20 protein-coding genes are annotated in these 21,498 nt (G+C 59.1%); 15 read left to right on the top strand and 5 right to left on the bottom strand.

What is annotated here, in order from left to right; all coding sequences use genetic code 11:
- Window positions 1-203 precede the first annotated feature (203 nt).
- Entirely contained in the window at window positions 204-869 is a 666-nt protein-coding gene (locus tag ASE98_RS24920; protein ID WP_008026071.1) for a fumarylacetoacetate hydrolase family protein, read from the bottom strand.
- 37 nt (window positions 870-906) lie between these two features.
- Window positions 907-2,301: an FAD-binding oxidoreductase gene (locus ASE98_RS24915; protein WP_060543975.1), complete on the bottom strand. Its 1,395-nt coding sequence runs from the start codon at window positions 2,299-2,301 to the stop codon at window positions 907-909.
- 204 nt (window positions 2,302-2,505) lie between these two features.
- On the opposite strand from ASE98_RS24915, the gene serA reads away from it, so the two are divergent.
- Window positions 2,506-3,735, top strand: a complete 1,230-nt coding sequence (gene serA, locus ASE98_RS24910; RefSeq protein WP_060543974.1) for a phosphoglycerate dehydrogenase — start codon at window positions 2,506-2,508, stop codon at window positions 3,733-3,735.
- A 61-nt stretch (window positions 3,736-3,796) separates the two neighbouring features.
- Here the strand turns inward: serA and ASE98_RS24905 are convergent, their stop codons facing one another.
- Entirely contained in the window at window positions 3,797-4,222 is a 426-nt protein-coding gene (locus ASE98_RS24905) for a DUF4399 domain-containing protein (protein WP_060543973.1), read from the bottom strand.
- Window positions 4,223-4,359: 137 nt separating this feature from the next.
- Between ASE98_RS24905 and ASE98_RS24900 the strand changes: the two genes are divergently transcribed.
- Complete coding sequence (locus ASE98_RS24900) at window positions 4,360-4,947, top strand: transporter substrate-binding domain-containing protein (RefSeq protein WP_060543972.1); 588 nt, start codon at window positions 4,360-4,362, stop codon at window positions 4,945-4,947.
- 64 nt (window positions 4,948-5,011) lie between these two features.
- Here ASE98_RS24900 and epsC read toward each other — a convergent pair whose 3' ends face one another.
- The gene (gene epsC / locus ASE98_RS24895) at window positions 5,012-5,938 is read right to left on the bottom strand and encodes a serine O-acetyltransferase EpsC (protein WP_060543971.1); all 927 of its coding nucleotides are present in this window, start codon (window positions 5,936-5,938) and stop codon (window positions 5,012-5,014) included.
- Window positions 5,939-6,128: 190 nt separating this feature from the next.
- Between epsC and ASE98_RS24890 the strand changes: the two genes are divergently transcribed.
- From ASE98_RS24890 to ASE98_RS24830, 13 genes are all read left to right on the top strand, one after another.
- Window positions 6,129-7,121, top strand: coding sequence for a D-cysteine desulfhydrase (locus ASE98_RS24890; protein ID WP_060543970.1), 993 nt, complete (start codon window positions 6,129-6,131; stop codon window positions 7,119-7,121).
- A 274-nt stretch (window positions 7,122-7,395) separates the two neighbouring features.
- On the top strand, window positions 7,396-8,196 hold the full coding sequence (gene tcyJ / locus ASE98_RS24885; protein ID WP_060543969.1) for a cystine ABC transporter substrate-binding protein: 801 nt from the start codon (window positions 7,396-7,398) through the stop codon (window positions 8,194-8,196).
- Window positions 8,196-8,861: a cystine ABC transporter permease gene (gene tcyL / locus ASE98_RS24880; RefSeq protein ID WP_060543968.1), complete on the top strand. Its 666-nt coding sequence runs from the start codon at window positions 8,196-8,198 to the stop codon at window positions 8,859-8,861. Before tcyJ ends, tcyL begins: the two co-directional genes overlap by 1 nt.
- Before the next feature lie 4 nt (window positions 8,862-8,865).
- Window positions 8,866-9,621, top strand: a complete 756-nt coding sequence (gene tcyN, locus ASE98_RS24875; protein WP_060543967.1) for an L-cystine ABC transporter ATP-binding protein TcyN — start codon at window positions 8,866-8,868, stop codon at window positions 9,619-9,621.
- Window positions 9,622-10,093: 472 nt separating this feature from the next.
- The gene (locus ASE98_RS24870; RefSeq protein ID WP_060543966.1) at window positions 10,094-10,855 is read left to right on the top strand and encodes a hypothetical protein; all 762 of its coding nucleotides are present in this window, start codon (window positions 10,094-10,096) and stop codon (window positions 10,853-10,855) included.
- 240 nt (window positions 10,856-11,095) lie between these two features.
- Window positions 11,096-12,337 (top strand): SfnB family sulfur acquisition oxidoreductase, encoded by a 1,242-nt coding sequence (locus ASE98_RS24865; RefSeq protein ID WP_060543965.1) that lies wholly within the window; start codon window positions 11,096-11,098, stop codon window positions 12,335-12,337.
- Window positions 12,338-12,375: 38 nt separating this feature from the next.
- Complete coding sequence (locus ASE98_RS24860; protein ID WP_060543964.1) at window positions 12,376-13,569, top strand: SfnB family sulfur acquisition oxidoreductase; 1,194 nt, start codon at window positions 12,376-12,378, stop codon at window positions 13,567-13,569.
- Window positions 13,569-14,960 (top strand): LLM class flavin-dependent oxidoreductase, encoded by a 1,392-nt coding sequence (locus tag ASE98_RS24855; RefSeq protein ID WP_060543963.1) that lies wholly within the window; start codon window positions 13,569-13,571, stop codon window positions 14,958-14,960. Before ASE98_RS24860 ends, ASE98_RS24855 begins: the two co-directional genes overlap by 1 nt.
- A gap of 134 nt (window positions 14,961-15,094) precedes the next feature.
- Complete coding sequence (locus tag ASE98_RS24850) at window positions 15,095-15,904, top strand: MetQ/NlpA family ABC transporter substrate-binding protein (protein ID WP_060543962.1); 810 nt, start codon at window positions 15,095-15,097, stop codon at window positions 15,902-15,904.
- Window positions 15,905-15,906: 2 nt separating this feature from the next.
- Window positions 15,907-17,028: a methionine ABC transporter ATP-binding protein gene (locus tag ASE98_RS24845; protein ID WP_060543961.1), complete on the top strand. Its 1,122-nt coding sequence runs from the start codon at window positions 15,907-15,909 to the stop codon at window positions 17,026-17,028.
- Complete coding sequence (locus tag ASE98_RS24840) at window positions 17,018-17,662, top strand: methionine ABC transporter permease (RefSeq protein ID WP_060543960.1); 645 nt, start codon at window positions 17,018-17,020, stop codon at window positions 17,660-17,662. Before ASE98_RS24845 ends, ASE98_RS24840 begins: the two co-directional genes overlap by 11 nt.
- Window positions 17,663-18,027: 365 nt before the next feature.
- Window positions 18,028-18,384, top strand: coding sequence for a DUF6124 family protein (locus tag ASE98_RS24835; protein ID WP_060543959.1), 357 nt, complete (start codon window positions 18,028-18,030; stop codon window positions 18,382-18,384).
- A gap of 186 nt (window positions 18,385-18,570) precedes the next feature.
- Entirely contained in the window at window positions 18,571-19,197 is a 627-nt protein-coding gene (locus ASE98_RS24830) for a class I SAM-dependent methyltransferase (protein ID WP_060543958.1), read from the top strand.
- A 5-nt stretch (window positions 19,198-19,202) separates the two neighbouring features.
- Here ASE98_RS24830 and ASE98_RS24825 read toward each other — a convergent pair whose 3' ends face one another.
- Entirely contained in the window at window positions 19,203-21,452 is a 2,250-nt protein-coding gene (locus tag ASE98_RS24825; RefSeq protein ID WP_060543957.1) for a glycoside hydrolase, read from the bottom strand.
- Window positions 21,453-21,498: the final 46 nt, after the last annotated feature.

The following is a 21,498-nucleotide window of genomic DNA, read 5'->3' as shown; positions in this document are numbered from 1 at the left end:
TCCAGGAATTCAGGCTAGGGGTAATAACATAATCGCGCTCGGCGCAGACGCCGAAAGCCGTGGAATTATCCAGACCAGATGTGAAAAAAACGGTAAATGGCGGGAAAGCCCTGTAAGGCGACAAAGATCAAAAGATCGCAGCCTTCGACAGCGCCTACACCAATCTCTGTAGGCGCTGCCGCAGGCTGCGATCTTTTGCTTTTTTAGCGGACGCTGCTGGTGAAAGAGCTGGCGCCCGGCAATTCCAGAACGATCTCATCGCCAACATTCAGCGGACCAACGCCCACTGGCGTGCCGGTGAGGATCACGTCACCGGCCTGCAGCGAGAAGCAGCCGGCCATGTGCTGAATCATCGGCACGATCGGGTTGAGCATCGCGCTGCTGTTACCATCCTGGCGCACTTCGCCATTGATGGTCAGGCGGATGCCGATATCGGTCAGATCAGCAAAGGTACTGCCGGACACAAACGGCGCAATCACCGCTGCACCGTCGAAGCTCTTGGCGATTTCCCACGGCAAGCCTTTGGATTTCAGCTCGGCCTGCTTGTCGCGCAAAGTCAGGTCCAGCGCTGGAGCGAAGCCGGAAATGGCATCCAGCACTTCTTCACGGCTTGGCTTGGTCGACAATGGCTTACCTATCAACACGGCGATTTCGGCTTCGTAGTGAACAGAACCGCGCTCGGTCGGAATGCTGAAACCACCTTCCAGCGGCACCACGCAACTGCCGGGCTTGATAAACAGCAGCGGCTCGGTTGGAACCGGGTTGTCCAGCTCCTTGGCGTGTTCGGCGTAGTTACGCCCGATGCACACCACTTTCCCCAGCGGAAAATGAATACGCGTACCGTCGACATACTGGTGCTGATAGCTCATTTACCGACTCCTGATTCGTGCTCTTAACATTCGAAAATCAAACAGCAAAGATCTTGCCCGGGTTCATGATGCCGTTAGGGTCGAACACCGCTTTGACCGCCTTCATGTACTCGATCTCAACCGGCGAGCGGCTGTAGGTCAGGTAATCGCGTTTGGTCATGCCCACGCCGTGCTCGGCGGAAATCGAACCGTTGTACTTCTCCACGGTTTCGAACACCCACTTGTTGACGGTCGCGCACTTGGCAAAAAACTCGTCCTTGCTCAGGTTATCCGGCTTGAGGATATTGAGGTGCAGGTTGCCGTCGCCAATGTGGCCGAACCAGACGATTTCGAAGTCCGGGTAATGTTCGCCGACGATCGCGTCGATTTCCTTCAGGAAAGCCGGGACTTTCGATACTGTGACCGAAATGTCGTTCTTGTACGGCGTCCAGTGGGAAATGGTTTCGGAGATGTATTCGCGCAGCTTCCACAGGTTCTGCAACTGGGTTTCGCTCTGGCTCATCACACCGTCCAGCACCCAGCCCTGCTCGACGCAGTGCTCGAAGGTTTCCAGGGCGTGGTTGGCCACTTCTTCGGTGGTCGCCTCGAATTCCAACAGGGCATAGAACGGGCAATCGGTTTCGAATGGAGCCGGCACATCACCACGCCCCATGACCTTGGCCAGGGCTTTGTCGGAGAAGAACTCGAAAGCGGTCAGGTCCAGCTTGCTCTGGAAGGCGTGCAGCACCGGCATGATCGAGTCGAAATCGGCAGTGCCGAGGACCATGGCGGTCAGGTTTTTCGGTGCGCGGTCGAGACGCATGGTCGCTTCAACCACAAAGCCCAGGGTGCCCTCGGCGCCGATGAACAGCTGGCGCATGTCATAACCGGTGGCGTTCTTGATCAGGTCGCGGTTCAGTTCCAGCACATCGCCCTTGCCTGTGACCACTTTCATGCCCGCCACCCAGTTACGGGTCATGCCATAGCGAATGACCTTGATCCCGCCGGCATTGGTGCCGATATTGCCGCCAATCTGGCTCGAACCTGCCGAAGCGAAGTCCACCGGGTAGTACAGGCCTTTTTCTTCGGCGACGTTTTGCAGATGCTCAGTGACCACGCCTGGCTGACAAACGGCGGTGCGATCAGTGAGGTTCACGTCGAGGATCTGGTTCATGTAATCAAAGGAGACGACTACTTCGCCATTGGCTGCCACTGCAGCGGCGGAAAGCCCGGTGCGACCACCGGACGGCACCAGCGCCACCTTGTGTTTATTGGCCCACAGGACAATGGCCTGGACCTGCTCGGTGGTCTTGGGGAACACGATGGCCGTCGGGGCCGGGGCGAAATGCTTGGTCCAATCCTTGCCGTAAGCATTCAGGGAGTCGGCGTCGGTCAGCACCTTGCCAGGCTCAACCAGGGTCTTCAGCTCATCAATCAGGGCAGGATTGGTCATCGACAGAACTCTCGAACAATTCATGGTCATCCTGAGAACGCTTCACGTCGCAGGAATGAGTGTTTAGCGGGGCGCCTATGCTAGCATACCGACCCCGCAGGGTAGTGCCCAACGGCTGTTCTGCGGTGACGGCTTTCTTGCCGTCCGGGTCAGCGTCTGCTGGCTACTTCCTGCCATTTTTCTCCGGGATACAGGTTTACGCAGATGAGCAAGACTTCTCTCGATAAGAGCAAGATCAAGTTCCTTCTTCTCGAAGGCGTCCACCAATCGGCTGTCGACGTCCTCAAGGCGGCGGGCTACACCAGCATCGAGTACCTCACAGGTTCTCTGCCGGAAGCCCAGCTCAAGGAAAAGATCGCTGATGCGCACTTCATCGGCATTCGCTCCCGCACTCAACTGACCGAAGAAATCTTCGATCACGCGAAGAAGCTGGTGGCTGTCGGCTGTTTCTGCATCGGTACCAACCAGGTCGACCTGGGCGCGGCGCGCGAACGCGGTATCGCCGTGTTCAACGCCCCGTACTCCAACACCCGTTCCGTTGCCGAACTGGTGCTGGCCGAAGCGATCCTGTTGCTGCGCGGTATCCCTGAGAAGAACGCCTCCTGCCACCGTGGCGGCTGGATCAAGAGCGCGGCCAACTCCTTCGAAATCCGCGGCAAGAAGCTGGGTATCGTCGGCTACGGCTCGATCGGTACTCAACTGTCGGTCCTGGCAGAAGGCCTGGGCATGCAGGTGTACTTCTACGACACCGTGACCAAGCTGCCACTGGGTAACGCCACCCAGGTCGGCAACCTGCACGAGCTGTTGGGCATGTCCGACATCGTGACCCTGCACGTTCCGGAAACCGCTGCGACCCAGTGGATGATCGGCGAGAAGGAAATCCGCGCCATCAAGAAAGGCGGCATCCTGATCAACGCCGCGCGCGGCACCGTGGTCGAGCTGGACCACCTGGCAGCAGCGATCAAGGACAAACACCTGATCGGCGCCGCCATCGACGTATTCCCGGTGGAGCCACGCTCCAACGACGAAGAGTTCGAAAGCCCGCTGCGTGGCCTGGACAACGTGATCCTGACCCCGCACATCGGCGGCTCCACCGCTGAAGCCCAGGCCAACATCGGTCTGGAAGTGGCGGAAAAACTGGTCAAGTACAGCGACAACGGTACCTCGGTGTCGTCGGTGAACTTCCCGGAAGTGGCCCTGCCGGCTCACCCTGGCAAGCACCGCCTGTTGCACATCCACGAAAACATCCCGGGTGTGATGAGCGAGATCAACAAGGTCTTCGCCGAAAACGGCATCAACATCTCCGGTCAGTTCCTGCAGACCAACGAGAAAGTCGGCTACGTGGTCATCGACGTAGACGCCGAGTATTCGGAGCTGGCGCAAGAGAAGCTGCAACACGTCAACGGCACCATCCGTAGCCGGGTGCTGTTCTGATTGCGGTTTGAGCGATAAAAAAGGGAGCCTTCTGGCTCCCTTTTTCATGTGCGCTGCAACGTCATTTAACGTTTACAGTGATTTTTTCAGAGACGATCGGCGGATCGAACGGCAGATGATTGCGGTCGCCCAGTTCCAGTTGCAAGGTGTGCTTGCCCGGCGTCAGCGTGATTTCAGCCTGGGTCTGCGCCTTGCCGAAGTGCAAATGATTGGCATCGTTCGGAATCGGCTGACCGGCCGCAGGCAATTCGTCGACATCGATCAGCAAGTGATGGTGGCCGGTGTTCTTGGTGGGATCACCCGCTGGTGCCAGCGCAATGTCCTTTACGGCGAATTTGACGACGACAGTCTGCGGTACCGTCGCACCGTCCGCAGGCGCAACGATGGACACTTCAGCCCCCTCGGGGGCCTGGGTCGCCGCACTGGCCAATACCGAAACACCCATCAGCAGGCCAGCCATGGCCGAACGTGACATAAAGCTTTTCATTATCTTCTCCAGTTTTTTTCCGTAAAATCCGTGTGGTCATCACAACTTAATGACCATTTGTTGTCGAAGGCACTCGACAACCATAGCAAAGCGAGCCTGAATCAATGGGTCTCGATAATAATTTCAAAGGAGTGACCATGCGATTTCTGCCTGGCCTGATCTGCCTGCTACCCCTTTTGAGCCCATTGGCTCATGCCGAACTGATTGACGACGTCAACGACCGAGGCGAACTGCGCATTGCCGTTGAAGCCGATACCCCGCCTTTCAGTTTCAAGGAAGACGGCAAACTCACCGGATTCGAAGTCGAGCTCGGTCAACTGCTGGCCAGCGAACTGGATGTGCGGGCTGACTTTGTCGTCACCGACGGCAGCGACCTGTTGACCGGGGTCGAAAGTGGCAAGTACGACGTCGCCCTCAATCACATATCACAGACCCCACAACTCAAGGATCGTTTCGACTTCAGCGAACCTTATAGTCAGGTCAATGAGCAAATGTTGGCGAATAAGGACGAACAACCACGGCCGCTGGTATTGGTGCAGGCACTGACCGAAGAAAAACCCAAGGTCGGGCTGCCGGTGGACCTGGTGATTCCATTCCAGAAAGGCAATCCGGCTTTCCATGCCAGCCTGGAACATGCGCTACAGCGCATCAAGGACGATGGGCGACTGCAGGCCCTGTCGCAGAAGTGGCTGAGTGGCGAGGCGAGTCTGGCGCCGAAGCCCTGACCCGCGCAGCCCCCGGCGTGGACCATGTCGAGATGCGCCGGGGCCGTTGAAAAGAAATCGGGGCTTATTTCTGCGCCCCATCGTCATGCTGCAGGTTTGCCTGAGTCAGGTTGCTGCCCGCCGGCACGCTGCGGGTCAGCCAGACGTTACCGCCGATGGTCGAGCCCTTGCCAATGGTGATCCGCCCCAGAATCGTCGCCCCGGCATAGATCACCACATCATCCTCGACAATCGGATGGCGAGGCTGGCCCTTCTGCAACTGACCGTCTTCATCTGCCGGAAAACGCTTGGCGCCCAGAGTGACCGCCTGATAAATCCGCACGCGCTCGCCAATGATTGCCGTCTCGCCGATCACCACGCCGGTACCGTGGTCGATGAAGAAGCTGCGGCCGATCTGCGCGCCGGGGTGAATATCGATGCCGGTTGCCGAGTGCGCGATTTCCGCACTGATCCGCGCCAGTAACGGCAACCCGGCCCGATATAAATGATGAGCCAGACGATGGTGAATCACCGCCAGAATCCCCGGGTAGCACAACAGCACTTCATCAACGCTGCGCGCCGCCGGGTCACCGTGATAGGCCGCCAACACGTCGGTGTCCAACAGGCTGCGCAACCCGGGCAGGGCGAGAGCGAAGTCCTGGATGATCTGGATGGTTTTGGCCTCGACTTCAGTCTCGACCTCGGCGCTGTGCCGCGCTGCATAGCGCAACTCGAGCCGTGCTTGGGCAAGCAAGGCATTCAACGCCACATCAAGGGTGTGGCCGACGTAGAAATCTTCACTCTCCTCACGCAGGTCCACCGGCCCCAGACGCATCGGGAACAACGCACCGCACAAGGCTTCGAGAATTTCCGCCATGGCCGCTCGGGAAGGCAGCTCGCGACCACCCTGCTCACCGCTGGCCCGGCCGTTTTGCGCACGCCACTGTTCACGTGCGGTGCGCAGTTGGCTGACGATGGTCTGCAATTGCCAATGGCTGGAACGCTCACTCACGGTAAAAACTCCTTTAGGGCGGCCGGACTGTCTGGCCACGCTGTCGGCGCTTACTTTACGGCAAGGGCTGTCGAGCAAATTAAGAACCAATTGTGCTGTGTTCAGTACGATTGGCTATAAGCGATTGGCGGTTGCCCCGAGATAGGGGCGTGCCTATAGTCCTGACATCTTCCACCGCCAGTACGGACCCATGATTAAACAACAGCTTGCCCGTTTTCACCGTCTCGACCTGCTCGGTCAGCCTACCGCCCTGGAAAAACTCGAACGCCTGTCGACCTGGCTTGGCCGGGATCTGTATGTCAAACGCGATGATCTGACGCCGTTGGCCATGGGTGGCAACAAGCTGCGCAAACTCGAATATCTTGCCGCCGACGCTCTGGCCCAAGGCGCCGATACGCTGATCACCGCCGGCGCGCTGCAATCAAACCATGTACGCCAGACTGCCGCGATTGCGGCCAAGCTGGGTCTGAGCTGTGTGGCGCTATTGGAAAACCCTTTGGGTACTGACGACAGCAATTACACCGGCAACGGCAACCGGCTGTTGTTGGACCTGTTCGATGCAAAGGTCGAACTGGTGGAAAATCTCGACAACGCCGACGAACAATTGCATGCCCTGGCTGCCCGCTTGCGCAACAACGGCAAGAAGCCTTATCTGGTGCCGATCGGTGGCTCGAACGCACTCGGTGCCTTGGGTTACGTGCGCGCCGGGCTGGAACTGGCCGAGCAGATCAAGAACACCGGCCTGAACTTCGCCGCCGTGGTCCTGGCCTCTGGCAGCGCCGGAACCCACAGCGGTCTGGCACTGGCCCTGAGCGAAGCGCTGCCGGACCTGCCGGTGATCGGTGTGACGGTTTCTCGCAGTGAAGAGGATCAGCGACCCAAGGTTCAAGGCCTTGCCGAACGTACCGCAGAGCTGCTGGGTGTAGCCCTGCCGGCAGCTTTCAAGGTTGAGCTCTGGGACGAATATTTCGGCCCGCGTTACGGTGAACCGAATGCCGGCACACTGGCGGCGGTGAAGCTCATGGCCAGTCAGGAAGGCCTGTTGCTCGACCCGGTCTACACTGGCAAGGCCATGGCGGGATTACTGGATGGAATTGGTCGCCAGCGTTTCAATGAGGGCCCGATTATCTTCCTGCACACCGGTGGGGCACCGGCGTTGTTTGCCTACAAGGATTTTATGTAAGCGCACGATCGCAGCCTGCGGCAGCTCCTACAGAGTACGCCGATCCTTGTGTAGGAGCTGCCGGAGGCTGCGATCTCTCCCATGCCTCACCAATATTCATTTATGGAATATAAAAAATCATATTTACCATTTTCCAATCTAACGGTGCCGTCATATAGTCACACCGCAGGCGAATTTGTCGAGAGACGCTAACGTTCCTTTAAGGCACGATGTCGCAGTCGAAATTTGCCAACTTTCCTTAAGCGTCTTCCATAAGAAAACACAGGGGCTTGTCATGAATTTTTCCGCACTACGTCGCAATCTGCTGGTGGGTTCGCTGGGCCTGGCTCTGAGCGCCGGCCTGATTGGCCAGGCAGTTGCCGGTGAGCAATTGCAAAAAATCAAAGACGCTGGCGTGATCAACGTCGGCCTGGAAGGCACCTACCCACCGTTCAGTTTCGTCGACGCCGACGGCAAGCTGGCCGGCTTCGAAGTCGAGTTCTCTGAAGCCCTGGCCAAAGAGCTGGGCGTGAAGGTGAAACTGCAGCCAACCAAATGGGACGGCATTCTCGCGGCACTGGAATCCAAGCGTCTGGACGCGGTGATCAACCAGGTGACCATCTCTGAAGAACGCAAGAAGAAGTACGACTTCTCCGAGCCGTACACCGTTTCCGGTATTCAGGCGCTGGTGCTGACGAAGAAGGCCGCCGAGCTGAACATCAAGTCCGCCGCTGACCTGTCTGGCAAAAAAGTCGGCGTAGGCCTGGGCACCAACTACGAAGAGTGGGTGAAAGCCAATGTGCCGACCGCTGACATCCGCACCTACGAAGATGATCCGACCAAGTTCCAGGACCTGCGTGTCGGTCGTATCGACGCCATTCTGATCGACCGCCTCGCGGCGCTGGAATACGCCAAGAAGGCCAAGGACACCACCGCCGCCGGTGATGCATTCTCCCGTCAGGAAGCCGGCATCGCCCTGCGCAAAGGCGAGCCTGAACTGCTGGCCGCAGTGAACAAGGCAATCGACAAGCTGCGTGCCGACGGCACCCTGAAAAAGCTCTCGGAAAAATACTTTAACGCAGACGTCACTCAATAATGGAAGCAGCTTTTCAACTTGCGCTGGACTCCGCGCCCTTTCTGCTCAAGGGCGCGTATTACACAGTAATCTTGAGCCTGGGAGGGATGTTCTTCGGCCTGCTGATGGGCTTCGGCCTGGCGTTGATGCGCCTGTCGCGCTTCAAACTGGTGAGCTGGATCGCCCGCATCTACGTGTCGTTCTTTCGCGGCACGCCGTTGCTGGTGCAACTGTTCGTGATCTATTACGGCTTGCCGCAATTGGGAGTGGAACTTGATCCGCTGCCAGCAGCCCTGATCGGCTTTTCGCTGAACATGGCCGCTTACGCCTGTGAAATCCTTCGCGCCGCGATCAGCTCGATCGAGCGTGGCCAGTGGGAAGCTGCTGCGAGCATCGGCATGACCCGTGCCCAGACCCTGCGTCGGGCCATCCTGCCACAAGCGATGCGCACGGCGCTGCCGCCGCTGGGCAACAGCTTCATTTCGCTGGTCAAGGACACCGCGCTGGCCGCTACCATCCAGGTACCGGAGCTGTTCCGCCAGGCGCAATTGATCACCGCCCGCACCTTCGAAATTTTCACCATGTATCTTGCCGCCGCACTGATCTACTGGGTTCTGGCTACGGTGCTCTCGCACCTGCAGAATCAGTTGGAAGCGCGGGTCAACCGGCATGACCAGGAGTCCTGACCCGATGATTGTCGTGGAAAAACTGACAAAGCAGTTCAAGGGTCAAGTCGTGCTCAACGGCATCGATCTAGAGGTCAAGGAAGGCGAGGTGGTGGCGATTATCGGCCCCAGTGGTTCCGGCAAGACCACCTTCCTGCGCTGCCTGAATTTTCTGGAGGAGCCCACCAGCGGCCGGATCAAGGTCGGTGACATCGAGATCGATGGCAGCCGCCCCCTGAACCAGCAACAGGGCCTGGTGCGACGCTTGCGCCAGCACGTGGGCTTCGTGTTCCAGAACTTCAACCTGTTCCCCCATCGCACTGCGCTGGAAAATGTCATTGAAGGCCCGATCATCGTGAAGAAGATCGGGCAAGACGAGGCCGTGACCCTGGGCAAAAAACTGTTGGCCAAGGTTGGCCTGGCGGGCAAGGAGGACGCTTACCCGCGACGCCTCTCCGGTGGCCAGCAACAGCGCGTGGCAATTGCCCGGGCGCTGGCGATGGAACCGGAAGTGATCCTGTTCGATGAACCGACCTCGGCGCTTGATCCGGAATTGGTAGGCGAAGTTCTTGCGACCATTCGCGGCCTGGCCGAAGAAAAGCGCACCATGGTGATCGTCACTCACGAAATGGGTTTTGCCCGGGATGTGGCCAATCGCGTGGTGTTTTTCGACAAGGGTGTGATCGTCGAGCAAGGTGAAGCCAAGGCGCTGTTTGCCAACCCGAAAGAAGAGCGAACGAAACAATTTCTCAGCAAGTTTCTGAACAACAGCCACAACTAATACACACTCGCAATAATTGCTAACTTCCACGGACGGAAGTTACAACCCTCTTCAACCATACCATTCACACACAATTAAACCGCACAAACAACAGGCAACTTTTTGTCAGCGTGCGCGGTACATATATATGTTCGGCAGTGTTTTTCCTGAACGCCAGCTGTCGTTTAAACGTCCTGCCTGCGCTTCGTAAAAGTTGGCGCCAGCCCTGATACACAACGGCCTGCCTGGAATAGTTCGACGCTTCGCTAGAGTTTATTAACTCCGCCTCGTAGGAACTTTCTGAATAACTTAATAGTTAGCGCCAAACTAACAAACCCTATTGACACCTATTGAAGCGCACCTTTATCTAGTCTCCAAACGCGTCAATCATCACGCTCATCATTATTTCAACTCAAAGTAATGAACGGTATTGCTGTTCGAAACTCTCGTTCTTGCGAAACGGACTTCGATGCAAAACCCCAAGGAGACTCCCATGACCAGCAGCTCGAACAAAACCAGGCTTGCAGCGCCAACCCTGGCGCAATCACACAAGACCGTCATCAACACCACCATGGCCGCACACCTGATGATCGACGTGCCGCCCTATCCCTCAATGGATGAAGGCGACCTGATCGAATTGTTCTGGGACAACTGCTACGTGGCCTCCAGAGTGCTCGCCGGCCAGGACATCGGTCACCCGGTTCAACTGCGCGTCCCGGAAAGCTTCATCGTCTCTGGCACCTCTCGAATTCACTACCGGGTCATGCAGATCGGTCTGGGACCTTCGGTATCGGCTGCAAGGCAGGTGCAGATCAAACTCGACTGCCCCGGCGGCCAACCTTCGGCGCTGTACGGTGATGAAAACCAGAGCCTGGCGCCGTTGACGATCCCCGAAATGATCCGCCGCCAGGGGGTCAATCCGAATCAGATCAAGCGCGGTGTTCCATTGACCATCGAGCCCTACCTGAACATGGCCATCGACGACGAAATCACCCTGCGCTGGGGCGATGTGCGCATGGACCTGCCACGCCTGAAGGCGGGCGATGTGGACCAGCCGATTCAGGTTTGGGTACCACCGGCAGTCATCCTCGAAGCCGGTGAAGACCTGCGACTTGAAGTGACTTACTGCATCCTCGACCGCGTGGGCAATAACTCACGCTGGGCGCCGCCAAGAACGCTGAAAATCGGCTGCAGTCCTTGGCTGCACGTCCCGAAGAAAATACCTTTCAGGGCCGCAGAGTCCTTCCAGCGATGACACCGGAAGGCCTCGTGCCCCCCGCGAGGCATGAAGGCCTCCTTCTATCCATATTCCTAAAAGTTAGTTTATAAAAAATTTATACACGTTTAGGGTATATAAACCGGACCACCGGACATTCTTGATTTCGTTCGTCGCACAACGCGACGACGCCATGAGATGAGAGGTAGGTATGGTCCGGAACACAATCACCCCAGTGCAGATCGCCAGGGCATTGCGTGCAGCCAAGGAGCGGCACTGATGTCCAGTCTGGCAGATGCAATCGTCCACAGTGATCTGGACATCGCCCCGCTGTTGTTGCCCGCACAAGTCTTGCGCAACGATGCCCAGGCGCTCAAGGCCGCCCATGAGCTGGCGCAGGTTGCCCGCCAGCAAGCGGCAAAACGCGACCAGCAGCGCAAGCTGCCGTGGTCAGAAATCGAACAGTTCACCCGCAGCGGCCTGGGCAGTATTTCCATTCCCCGTGAGTATGGGGGGCCGCAGGTTTCGTTCGTCACCCTGGCTGAGGTCTTCGCGATCATTTCTGCGGCCGACCCGGCATTGGGACAGATCCCGCAGAACCAGTTCGGCATTCTCAATCTGCTGCTAGGCAGTGCCACCGAAACGCAGAAAAAACAGCTGTTCAAAAGCGTGCTGGATGGCTGGCGAATCGGCAACGCAGGCCCTGAACGCGGCAGCAAAAATACCCTGGAACTCAAGGCCCGGATCACCGCCGACGGCGATGGTTTTATCCTGAACGGGCAGAAGTTCTATTCCACCGGCGCGCTGTTCGCCCATTGGGTCGCGGTCAAGGCGCTGAACGATGACGGCAAACAAGTGCTGGCTTTCATCCGTCGCGGCACCCCGGGATTGCGCATTGTCGATGACTGGTCGGGCTTCGGTCAGCGCACCACTGCCAGCGGCACCATTTTGCTCAACAACGTGCGGGTCGATGCCGAACTGGTTGTGGATAACTGGAAAATCAACGACTCGCCGAACATCCAGGGCGCGGTCTCGCAGTTGATCCAGGCCGCTATCGACGCCGGCATCGCCCGAGGCGCCATCGACGACGCCATCGACTTCGTGAAAACCCGCGCCCGGCCGTGGATCGATGCCAATGTCGAGCGAGCCAGCGATGACCTGTATGTGATTGCCGACATCGGCAAACTGAAAATCGAGTTGCACGCCGCCGAAGCGCTGTTGCGCAAGGCCGGGCAGGTGCTCGATCAGGTCAGCGCTTCGCCGCTCACCGTCGACTCCGCCGCCAGCGCCTCGATTGCCGTGGCTGAAGCCAAAGTGCTGACCACCGAGATCTCGTTGCTGGCCAGCGAGAAGCTGTTCGAACTGGCCGGCAGCCGCGCCACCCTCGCCGAATTCAACCTCGATCGCCACTGGCGTAACGCCCGGGTGCACACGCTGCACGACCCGGTGCGCTGGAAGTATTACGCGGTCGGCACCTACCGCCTGAACGGCACCCTGCCCGCTCGCCACTCCTGGATTTAACGACCAGAACACTTTTGACCAGATCTCTGGAGAAGCACATGACAAGTTCTCACCACGTCGCGGTCATCACCAGCGATGAGCAAGCCCTGATCGTCGCCAGCGATCTAGCCGAAGATTTCAAACGCGACAGCGCCCTGCGCGACCGCGAACGCCGGTTGCCGCACCCGGAACTGGAGGTGTTTTCCCGTTCAGGCCTGTGGGGCATCAGCGTGCCAAAAGAATACGGTGGCGCCGGTGTTTCCAATGTCACGCTGGCCAAGGTCATCGCGCTGATTGCCCAGGCCGATGGCTCGCTCGGGCAGATTCCGCAGAACCATTTCTATGCACTGGAAGTGCTGCGGGTCAATGGCAACGAGGAACAGAAAAAACGCCTGTACGCAGAAGTGTTGGCCGGTCAGCGCTTCGGCAATGCCTTGGCCGAGCTCGGCACCAAAACCGCTCACGACCGCGTCACAAGCCTGACCCGCGACGCCAGCGGCTATCGCATCAACGGTCGCAAGTTCTACGCCACGGGGGCTATTTACGCCCAGCGCATCCCCACATCAGTGGTGGATGAACACGGCGTGCAGCAATTGGCGTTTGTCCCGCGCAACAGCAAAGGCCTGACTGTAATCGACGACTGGAGCGGTTTCGGTCAGCGCACCACCGGCAGTGGCTCGGTAGTGTTCGAGGATGTTTACGTTGCCGCGCAAGACGTGATCCCGTTCCAGAGCGCCTTCGAGCGCCCGACCCCGGTCGGCCCGCTGGCGCAGATTCTCCACGCGGCCATCGACACCGGTATCGCCCGCGCGGCCTACGAAGATGCGCTGCATTTTGTGCGGACCAAAACCCGCCCATGGATCGACGCCACCCACGACAAAGCCAGCGAAGACCCACTGACGCTCAAGAGCTTCGGCCACCTGAGCATTCGCCTGCACGCCGCCGAGGCACTGCTGGAACGCGCCGGTGAGTTCCTCGACAACGCCCAGGCCGACACCCATGCCCAATCCGTCGCCGCTGCTTCAATAGCGGTAGCCGAAGCCCGGGCCATCAGCACCCAGATCTCCCTTGCCGCCGGCAGCACCTTGTTTGAACTGGCCGGCAGCCAGGCGACCCTGATCGAACACGGTCTTGATCGTCACTGGCGCAACGCCCGCGTGCATACCCTGCACGACCCGGTACGCTGGAAGTATCACGCCGTCGGCAACTACTACCTCAACGATGAAAACCCGCCACTGCGGGGGACCATCTGATGGGGAAAAAGAAAATCCTGCTCAATGCCTTCAACATGAACTGCATCGGGCACATCAACCACGGTCTGTGGACGCACCCGCGCGATACCTCGACCCGCTACAACACCATCGAATACTGGACCGAACTGGCGCAACTGCTCGAGCGCGGGTTGTTCGACGGTTTGTTCATCGCCGACATAGTCGGCGTCTACGACGTGTACCAGAACTCAGTGGACGTGCCGCTCAAAGAGTCGATCCAGCTGCCGGTCAACGATCCCTTGCTGCTGGTTTCGGCCATGGCGGCGGTGACGAAAAACCTTGGCTTCGGCCTCACCGCCAACCTCACCTACGAGCCGCCGTATCTGTTCGCCCGGCGCATGTCTACCCTGGACCACCTGAGCCGTGGCCGGGTCGGCTGGAACATCGTCACCGGCTACCTCGACAGTGCCGCCAAGGCCATGGGCCTGCTCGAACAGGTCGAGCACGACCGGCGTTACGACCAGGCCGACGAGTACCTGCAGGTGCTCTACAAACTCTGGGAAGGCAGCTGGGAAAGCGGCGCGGTGTTGAACGATCCGCAGCGGCGGATCTACGCCCAACCGGAAAAAGTGCACAAGGTCGAACACAAGGGCGAGTTTTATCAGGTCGAGGGCTACCACCTCTGCGAGCCGTCGCCACAACGCACGCCGGTGCTGTTCCAGGCCGGCAGCTCGGATCGCGGTTTGCTGTTCGCCGGGCGCCACGCCGAGTGCGTGTTCATCAGCGGCCAGACCAAAGCGTCGACCAAGGTGCAGGTGGACAAGGTTCGCGCCAGTGCCGTCGAGGCGGGACGCAATGCGGATGACATCAAGGTGTTCATGGGCCTGAACGTGATCGTCGGCGCCACGCCAGAGTTGGCGTGGGCCAAGCACGCCGAATACCTGAGCTACGCCAGCGCAGAGGCCGGCGTCGCACATTTCTCGGCCTCAACCGGGATCGACTTTTCCGAATACGCCATCGACGAGCCGATCCAGTACGTCAAGAGCAATGCCATCCAGTCCGCCACCAAACACCTGCAAAACAACGACTGGACCCGGCGCAAGCTGCTTGAACAACACGCCCTCGGCGGCCGCTACATCACTGTGGTCGGCTCACCTGAACAGGTGGCCGACGAACTGGAATCGTGGATCGCCGAAACCGGCCTCGACGGCTTCAACCTGACCCGCATCGTTACCCCGGAAAGTTATGAGGATTTCATCGAGCTGGTGATACCGGAACTGCAACGGCGTGGATCGTACAAGACCGCTTACGACAGCGGCACCTTGCGCGAAAAGCTGTTTCAGCAAAAGGCGCTTTTACCTGAACAACATACCGGCTCTCACTACCGACACCAACTCTGTGGCGAGGGGGCTTGCCCCCGTTCGACTGCGTAGCAGTCGCAAGCCTGCATACCCGTTTTACCTGCCACACCCATGAATGCCTTTGGGGTCGCTTCGCAGCCCAACGGGGGCAAGCCCCCTCGCCACAAAATGCGTGCCCATATAAACGAACTGACTGGAAAACCATCATGACCAAGAACTACCTCTCTCAACCAGTCAAAGCACTGGCCCTGGCCCTCGGCCTCTTCAGCTCGGTGACCTTTGCCGCCGACGCACCACTGAAAATCGGCACCACCGCGGCCTTCGCCATTCCTCTGGAGGCCGCCGTAGAAGAGGCCGGTAAACAAGGCCTGAAAGTCGAACTCGTCGAGTTCACCGACTGGATCGCCCCCAACGTCAGCCTCGCCGCCGGCGACATCGACGTGAACTACTTCCAGCACATCCCGTTCCTGGAAAACGCCAAGGCCGCCTCCGGTTTTGAGCTGGTGCCGTTCGCACCGGGGATCATCAACAACGTCGGCCTCTACTCGAAAAAATACAAAAGCTTCGACGAACTGCCGCAAGGCGCCAGCGTTGCCATCGCCAATGACCCGATCAACAGCGGTCGCGGTTTGCAGCTGCTGGCCAAGGCCGGCCTGATCACCCTCAAGCCAGGCGTTGGCTACAAAGCCACCGAAGAGGACATCATCGCCAACCCGAAGAAAATCAAAATCCTCCAGGTCGAAGCCGTGCAACTGGTGCGTGCCTACGACGATGCCGACCTGGTCCAGGGCTACCCTGCCTACATCCGCCTGTCGAAGACCTTCGACGCCGGCTCTGCCCTGCTGTTCGATGGCCTGGATCACAAGGAGTACGTGATCCAGTTCGTGATCCAGCCGAAAAGCAAAACCGACCCGCGCCTGATCAAATTCGTCGACATCTACCAGCACTCGCCGGCCGTTCGTGCCGCACTGGATAAGGCTCACGGCAAGCTGTACCAGGCCGGTTGGGGAAGCTGAGCATGAGCGCTGCCATCCAACGGCGACTGGAAATTCCGGAGCCCCATAACGCGGACCACACCGAACTGCACCCGCAGCTCAACCGGGCTCATGTGCGCTTCATCGGCCTGGGCAAAACCTACAACGGCCAGCAGGGGCCGGTGGCAGCCCTGCACGGCATCGACCTGGCGATCCAGCGCGGTGAAGTGTTCGGCATCATCGGTCGCAGCGGTGCCGGCAAGTCTTCGCTGATCCGCACCATCAATCGCCTCGAACAACCGAGCAGCGGCCGGGTGCTGATCGATCAGGTCGACATCGGCGAGTTCGATGAGGATCGTCTGGTAGCACTGCGTCGGCGCATCGGCATGATCTTTCAGCACTTCAACCTGATGTCTGCCAAGACGGTCTGGCAGAACGTCGAGTTACCACTGAAAGTCGCCGGTGTGCCCAAGGATAAACGCGAGCAGAAAGTCCGCGAACTGCTGGAGCTTGTGGGCCTGCAAGCCAAACACAAGGCCTACCCTGCGCAGTTGTCCGGCGGCCAGAAACAGCGCGTCGGCATCGCTCGTGCGCTGGTACACGACCCCGAGATTCTGCTGTGTGACGAGGCGACTTCAGCGCTGGACCCGGAGACCACGCAATCGATTCTCGGCCTGCTGCGCGAGATTAATAAGCGCCTGGGCCTGACCATCGTGCTGATCACCCACGAGATGGCGGTAATACGCGAAATTTGCGACCGCGTAGTGGTGCTGGAGCACGGCCGCATCGTCGAGCAAGGGCCCGTGTGGGAAGTGTTCGGCAACCCGCAGCATGAGGTCAGCAAGACATTGTTGGCGCCGTTGCAACACGCATTGCCGGAAGAACTGCAAAGTCGTCTTCAGGCTCAACCACAGTCTACGGACGCTGCCTTGGTGCTGCGTTTGCAATTCTCTGGCAGTGCAACGGACGAGCCGGATCTGGCAGCGCTGTTCGCAGCACTCGGCGGTCGCGTGCGCTTGTTGCAGGGCGGCGTGGAACGGATTCAGGGCCATGCGCTCGGTCAATTGCTGCTGGCGGTGAGCGGCTCGGCGCTCGGCGCGGCAGAGTTGCGTCAGCGCGCCGGCAAATGGGCACAACAAGCAGAGGTGCTGGGTTATGTGGTTTGATCGCTTGCTGCAAGGTTTCATCGATACGTTTTTGATGGTCGGAGTTTCATCACTGATCGCGCTGCTGGCGGGCATACCGATGGCCGTGATCCTGGTCACCAGCGACAAGGGCGGCATCTACCAGGCCCCGGCGCTGAACCGCGTGCTGGGCGCTTTCGTGAACCTGTTTCGCTCGATACCTTTTCTGATCCTGATGGTGGCCTTGATTCCATTCACGCGTCTGATCGTGGGCACCACTTACGGCGTCTGGGCAGCCGTGGTGCCGCTGACCATCGCGGCGACGCCGTTCTTTGCGCGGATTGCTGAAGTGAGTTTGCGTGAAGTCGACCATGGGTTGGTCGAAGCGGCGCAAGCCATGGGCTGCCGGCGCTGGCACATCGTCTGGCATGTGCTGTTACCTGAGGCGCTGCCGGGGATCGTCGGTGGTTTCACGATAACGCTGGTGACGATGATCAACTCATCGGCCATGGCCGGGGCGATTGGAGCCGGTGGGCTGGGGGACATTGCGTATCGGTATGGGTACCAGCGGTTTGATAGCCAGATCATGTTGACAGTGATTGTGTTGCTGGTGGTGTTGGTGGCGATTATTCAACTGGGTGGGGATCGCTTGGCTCGGGGGTTGAACAAGCGATAAGTGATGATGGAAAAGCGATATTTCGCACAGGGAATTCAGCCTTTCCGAAGGCCAATTCGCTTTCCTTTGCAGGACGTTTCCTAGATCATTTCGCTCGCTTGCGCCTGTCAAATCGTGTGGCTAGTCTCGGTCGGTCACTGCTCATCAGTGATCGGGTTTAGTAGCCCGGATCAATAGGTGCATAGCGTTTTCATGTTCATGTCCGGCAATTTTTTTTGTCGGGAACTGAATATGGTGGCTGTGCGTGGGGCACCTTCGGGTGCACCGGTTTTCCTATTGACCGGCCTACTAACCTGCGTACAGCCGCCACCCAACGTTTAGTAGGCGAAAAGTGACGGCTCCCATGCAGCAATAGGAGCAACACAATGAAAAAATCCGTCCCCGACCCACCACCTGAAACATCCGCCCAACACGGCCCCACCGACGACCCGCCAAGAGATCGCTCCGCCCTTTACCGCGCCATTGATTTCTACCTCACCGGCGAACACCCCACCGCACCGGACGAACTTCGGTTTTACAACGTCAGCAAAGACGTGAGCTTCGAAGACACCCAACTCTACATCGCTGATCTGCTGCGATGTGCTTCGGTGACGGCGTATCAGTGTGGTGACCACTTGCATGGGGCCGACAGGGCCATGGTGTTTTCGGTTTGGCATTTGCTGGAGATCGCCAAGGCGATGGTTGACCGGTCCATTGAATGCCTGGGGATGAAGCAGGGCTGAGTCTGGCTTTAGTGATCAGGTGTCAGTAACACCGCTTTCGCGAGCAAGCCCGCTCCCACATTGGACCAATGTCGTCCAGGAGTACGTGGTCAACTGTGGGAGTGAGCCTGCTCGCGATGGGCTGCGCAGCAGCCTGCGGCTCCATGGCGTATATTCGGCCAATCCCACTTACCTGCGCAGCCGACCATGAAACAGACACCCGACGACCTTGAGCAGATCACCTCCACCACCTTGGGCCATTACAACTCGGTGGCCGAAGGTTTTCGTGAAGGGACGCGTGACCACGATGTCAGCCAGAACATCGATGCGCTGTTGCGGCATATCCAGGGTGAGGCCCCGTTCGACATTCTCGACTTCGGCTGCGGCCCCGGTCGTGACCTGCAAACCTTCACCCGTATGGGGCACAGAGCGGTTGGCCTGGATGGTTCGGAAAAGTTTGCGCAGATGGCGCACCAGGACAGTAGTTGCGAAGTCTGGCAGCAGGACTTTCTGAAACTCGATCTGCCGGCCGAACGCTTCGACGGAATTTTTGCCAACGCGGTGCTGTTTCACATTCCCCGTCAGGAGTTGCCACGGGTGTTGCAGCAGTTGCGCGAAACGTTGAAACCGGGCGGTGTGTTGTTCAGCTCCAATCCCCGGGGCGACAACCAGGAGGGCTGGAATGGACCTCGGTATGGGTCCTATCACGACCTCGCGACCTGGCAGCAGCTACTGACCAACGCAGGGTTTGTCGAGCTGGAACACTACTACCGGCCGGCGGGGCTGCCGCGAGAGCAGCAGCCCTGGCTGGCGAGTGTCTGGCGCAAGGGCTGATGCCCTCAAGGCACGGCGTCCACCCGATACCGGCTTACAGCGCCATCCGGTGACAGCACGGTAATGCTATGGCCCGGTAACGCCTGCCCCTGCACCTGGCGCGTGCGCTCATCAAAGTTCGCCCGCAGCCGCGTACCATCATCGAATGTGGTCTGTTGCACCAGACGATCCTCGGTCAGCCAATGAAATTGCGTCATCGCCTGCGTCGCGAGGCGCTCGTGCAAGGGACGAAAGAACGCATCCTGACGCTCGATCAGCGGCAATCGCTGCTCAAGCGTCGAGGCACTCAAGTGATAGAGCGGCGGTACGTTGTAGAGCAGCTGGGCCAGCTCATTCTGCGCCCGTACGTTGCTCAGTTTCAGACTGTCGAACAGCCAATGATGGCTGGTGATGACCGAACCGTGGAATACCGCCTGATACAAAGGCAAGCGACTCGCCGGATCGAAATGAATGCGTCGGTAAGGCTCTTTCATCGGCACTTGCTTGAAGAACACCGCCGGTTGCTCCGGTGGATACCAATTGCCGAGATAGTACTCGGACTGAGGGTTTTTGCTCAGCTCGACATCGCCCCAACCTATCACTGGCGTCTGCATGCCATGGGCGAACAGCACCCCCTGAGCGGTGGTCGCATTGCCGTCCTCGGACCCCGCGGGCAATTGCATGACTTCATTGATCCAGCGCGACGCCGCGATATTGCCTTCGGCATTCTGCGCCTGGGTCATCGGAGCTTCGGGGCGATAGCTGTCGAACAGCATGCCGGTAGCATAGGCATCGAGAAACCAGCTGTTAAAGCCGGCCACCGCCTGAACCGCCTTGACCCGCGCTTGCAGCAACGATCGCACGCAGTGCGGGTCGGTGTAGTGGCCAGACTGCTGAAAACCGCTTTTCAACGTGCCGTCCTTGAGCACGACGGCGCACTCGATATTGGCCTTGTCACCCAGGTGAGCCGTGGTCCAGTCCGGGTTCTCGTCACGGGCCAGTGCGGTTTCATAGGAGTCATACGGCGCCATCAGATACCCCGCCGCCACACCCGCGCGAACCGCTTCCGGATGCCAGAGTCCACCTTCCCAGCCCTCCCCGAGCCCCAGCCACAAACGTGACAGCCCGGACTTCTGCAACCGCTCCAGCGTGTCGAGCGACAAGCTCCCTCCCCAGCGCTCGGGCGTTGGAGTCAAGGCATCGGGCATGGTGTTGGCCAGCTGCGCCCTCAGCTCTGCGTACCCGCCTGCAAGCGCCTGCATGTCCGGCACCGGTCGCGCCTGCCAGCTTTTGCGCGCCAGGGTATTCAAAGCCCGATTGAGACCACGCAGCAGCATGGTTTTCTCGTAGTTGAACGACGCGGTGCCCTCGAGAATCTGCCTCGCTTCGGGATCCAGCCCGGTGCGCAGTTCACTGGCCAAAGCGCCTTTGCCACGCAAATGGTTGAGCAGCGCAGGCCAGTCACGCACGTCCTTGGGGCCCAACAGATCGTTGCCCCACAGGTAGACATGACTGGCGCCCAACAGCTTGCTGGCCAGCGGGGTTTTTTCGATCTTGCTGCTCAAGGTTTCATAGCGACCGTTATCGATCAGCCACTGCCTGTAGCGTTTGGCGCCCGCCAGTGGGTCGTCATCGCCGAGCAACAGCGTGAACGTCAACGGCGTTGTGGGCTTGAGCGAGGTGAACTGGTGTCGCGCAGTCAGCGCCAGGGCCTTGCCTTCGGCGCTGAAGGTCAGTTGATTGTTATAAGGATTGGTCATCAGCCAGTTCAGGGTGAACCCGTCGTGGTCGACACCCCACAGCGGCAGGCTCAGGTCCTGGGTGGTGTTGAAGCGGGCTTGTGCCAAGAGAAAACCACGCCAGACCGGATCATTCGCGGGCACATAACGCCCCTCCGCCAGAGGCCAGATCAGCCCCTTGCCCATTGCAATACCGGGCTGGTGCAGGAAGTCCAGATCCCCGGGTTTGCTTGCGGTGATCGAGAACGACAGTTCGTTCTGTTCAAGGCGGACACTGAGCACCCAGGCGCCATCATCCCATTTCCAGTCGAGGAGATGACCCTGCCGGACGAGCTCACTGACCTTGTGCCCGGCCACCCCCGCCGACACCTGTACAGTCGCCCTGCCCGATGGTGTGACGCGAATGGCCAGGGTCGCGGGATCGAGTTCGATACGCCACTGGGGATTTTCCAGTACGGTCGTGGCCGCCACGCCGGACGACAGGCACAGGCCTGCCAGAAGCAATACATGGCGCAACCAGTAAACGACGGTAGACATCCAGCGACCCTCCTCCAAATGGAGAAGGGACGCTAATGCAATTCAC

This window comes from Pseudomonas sp. Leaf48 (assembly GCF_001421885.1).
In the GTDB taxonomy this organism is placed as follows: domain Bacteria; phylum Pseudomonadota; class Gammaproteobacteria; order Pseudomonadales; family Pseudomonadaceae; genus Aquipseudomonas.
This window is presented reverse-complemented; position numbering and strand designations above follow the sequence as displayed.